General features: G+C 64.3%; 3 protein-coding genes and 1 pseudogene. 3 read left to right on the forward strand and 1 reads right to left on the reverse strand.

Translation table 11 applies throughout. From position 1 onward, the window contains the following. The 3 genes from RJQ10_RS16495 to RJQ10_RS16505 form a co-directional block, all read left to right on the forward strand. On the forward strand, positions 1–642 hold a 642-nt coding region (locus RJQ10_RS16495; protein WP_350148476.1), incomplete at its 5' end, for an AAA family ATPase. Positions 643–661: 19 nt separating this feature from the next. Beyond that, positions 662–2,092, forward strand: a complete 1,431-nt coding sequence (locus RJQ10_RS16500) for a VWA domain-containing protein (protein WP_350148477.1) — start codon at positions 662–664, stop codon at positions 2,090–2,092. Positions 2,093–2,098: 6 nt separating this feature from the next. Continuing rightward, complete coding sequence (locus tag RJQ10_RS16505) at positions 2,099–2,305, forward strand: hypothetical protein (RefSeq protein WP_350148478.1); 207 nt, start codon at positions 2,099–2,101, stop codon at positions 2,303–2,305. Positions 2,306–2,315: 10 nt separating this feature from the next. On the opposite strand, the pseudogene RJQ10_RS16510 reads toward RJQ10_RS16505, so the two are convergent. Next, positions 2,316–2,714, reverse strand: a pseudogene (locus tag RJQ10_RS16510) (type IV pili twitching motility protein PilT); the annotation flags it as partial.

A 2,714-nucleotide genomic window follows, 5' to 3' on the forward strand; every position in this document is an offset into this window, starting at 1 on the left:
CAGGAGAAGCTCGGCGACCCGCTGCAGGGCGCCCAGGGCCTGGCGGCCTCGCTCGAGCCCCACCACCACGTCGGCGACATGGTCTACCCCGAGCAGTTCCTGGAGCCGCGCCCCCTGCTGACAGCCACGCAGCAGGAGCGCGGTGCGATCCTGCTCATCGACGAGGTGGACAAGTCCGATTACGAGTTTGAGTCCCTGCTGCTGGAGATCCTCTCGGACTACCAGGTGTCGATTCCGGAAATCGGCACAGTCAAGGCCAGCGTATCGCCGATGGTATTCCTGACCAGCAACAATACCCGCGACATCAGCGACGCCCTCAAGCGCCGCTGCCTGCATCTGTACATACCCTTCCCGAGTGTGGAACTGGAGGAACGAATCGTACTGAGCCGGGTACCGGACATCGACCGTCAGCTGCGCCAGCAACTGGTGGCGTTCGTCCACTCCCTGCGGGATCTGGACCTGAAGAAGACACCGGCCATTTCCGAGACTATCGACTGGGCCCGCAGCCTGCTGCTGTTGCATGCCCGCGAGCTGGACCCGGAGATTGTCCACAGCACCCTGAACGTGTTGCTGAAATTCGAGGATGACATCGACACCGCCAATGCCGGCCTGCGGGACCTGCTGCCCCGGCGCACGGCCTGACGCCGCAGCAGGGCCTCCGGTGCAAAACCATCTGGTCAGCTTCATCCGCCTGTTGCGCAGCCACGACGTGCGGGTATCCCCGGCGGAGACGCTGGACGCCATGGATGTTGCCGCGGTTCTGGGCTATGCCGGCCGGGAACGGCTGCGGGACGGGCTGGCCAGTGCCCTGGCCAAAACCCCCGCTGAGGAAGCGGTATTCCAGCACTGCTTCGAGCGTTTCTTCGATCGGGAGCTCGCGGACTTCGCCAGCACCCGCGAGGAGCGCGAGGCGCCGCGAGAAGAGCAGGACCCGGCGCTGGAACCCGGCCCCGGGGCAAAGCCGGAGGCAACCGGCCGGGCCAGCCCGGACGACAGCCTGCTGGATGCAGTCGCAGCCGAGGACGCCGGGCTGCAGGCCCTGCTGGACAGCGCACTGCTGCGCCAGTTGCGCGACAATGACCGCACCGCCCTGAACCTGGCCATGGGCGAGGCCGCCGCGGGAGTGGGACTGAGCCAGATCCAGATGTTCACCCAGAAAGGCCAGTACCTGCGCCGCATGCTGGACGCCATGGGCGAGGAACAGGTCCGGCGGGCCATCGCCGATCTGGAGCGGCGCCAGAGCCCGGCGCTGGAACCGCTGAAACGCTACCGGGATATTCTGCGGGAGCAGGTGCGCGACTACGTCGCCCGCCAGTACCTGCTGCAAGCCGAGGGCGACAATGCCCGCTTCATGGACGGTATCCTGAGCACGACGCGACTGAGCAACCTTGAGCACCGTTACCTGCAGCGGGTGCAGGAACTGGTGCGTCGCATGGCGCGCAAACTGGCGGAGCGCCACGCCCGCAAGCGCCGCGTGTTTCGGCGCGGTCGCCTGGACATGGGCAAGACCCTGCGCCGGGGCATCGCCAACGACGGCGTCATGTTCAACACCTACTGGCGCCGGGTGCGCAAGGACAAACCGCAGCTGCTGGCGATCTGCGATGTCAGTGGCTCCGTTGCGGCCTATGCCAAATTCCTGCTGCTGTTCCTCTACAGCCTGCAGGATGTCTTGCCGCGCGTGCGCAGCTTCGCTTTTTCCAGTCACCTGGGCGAGGTCAGCGAGCTGTTCACCCAGCACCCCGTCGAGAAGGCCATCGAACTGGTGAACTGGCGCTACGGCGGCGCCACCGACTACGGCAGCAGTCTGCAGGACTTCGCGAAGTTGGCGCTGGACGATATCAACAGCAATACCACCGTGATCATTCTCGGCGATGCGCGCAACAACAACGGAGAGCCGCGGCTGGACATCCTTCGCAGCATTTACCAGCGCAGCCGGCGGGTGATCTGGCTCAATCCGGAATCGCGCCGGGCCTGGGGCACGGGGGACTCGGAGATGCTGCGCTACCAGAGCGCCTGTCATTTTGCCGCCGAGTGCAATAATCTTGTGCAACTGGAACGGGTCGTGGATCAGTTGTTGAAACTGAACAGGTAAACAGACATGGGCTATCACTGTCGGGATTGCAGCTATCGCGGCAACAAACTCACCAGCGCGGGCAGCTGCCCCGCCTGTGGCTCCTACGCCATCGGCCTGGGCACCAAGGGCCCCCGGAACGAGGAACCCAAACCGCGCAAGCTGCAGATGACGCTGCTGCTCGCGCTGTGGGCTGGTTTCGTCGGGCTGCTGCTGTACAGGTTCCTGTCCTGACGCCCTCCGTTCAGAATCCCCGCGTCTTTTCTTCCTCGTCCAGGCTCGCAAGACTGAGATTGAGTGAACCGTCGGCGGAGCGCATGCCTCCCTCCTTGGCAAACTTGATTTTCAGGCGTACGTTGTTGGGGGAATCGGCGTTGCGCAGCGCCTCATCCTCGCTGATCAAGCCTTCCCGATAGAGCTCGAACAGCGCCCCGTCGAAGGTTCTCATGCCGATGTTTTCCGACTTGGCCATCACCTCCTTGATGCCGTCAATGTCCCCCTTGAGGATCAGGTCGGCAACCATGGGCGTGCCCAGCAGGATTTCGATAGCGGCGCAGCGCTTGCCATCCACGGTGGGGATGAGGCGCTGGGACACGAAGGCCTGGATATTCAGAGACAGGTCCATCAACAGCTGAGGCCGACG

Source organism: Haliea sp. (genome assembly GCF_040222615.1).
In the GTDB taxonomy this organism is placed as follows: domain Bacteria; phylum Pseudomonadota; class Gammaproteobacteria; order Pseudomonadales; family Halieaceae; genus Haliea.

Coding starts and splice junctions, on each gene's coding strand:
- RJQ10_RS16505 (WP_350148478.1), top strand. CDS start 2,099: ATGGGCTATCACTGTCGGGATTGCAGCTATCGCGGCAACAAACTCACC.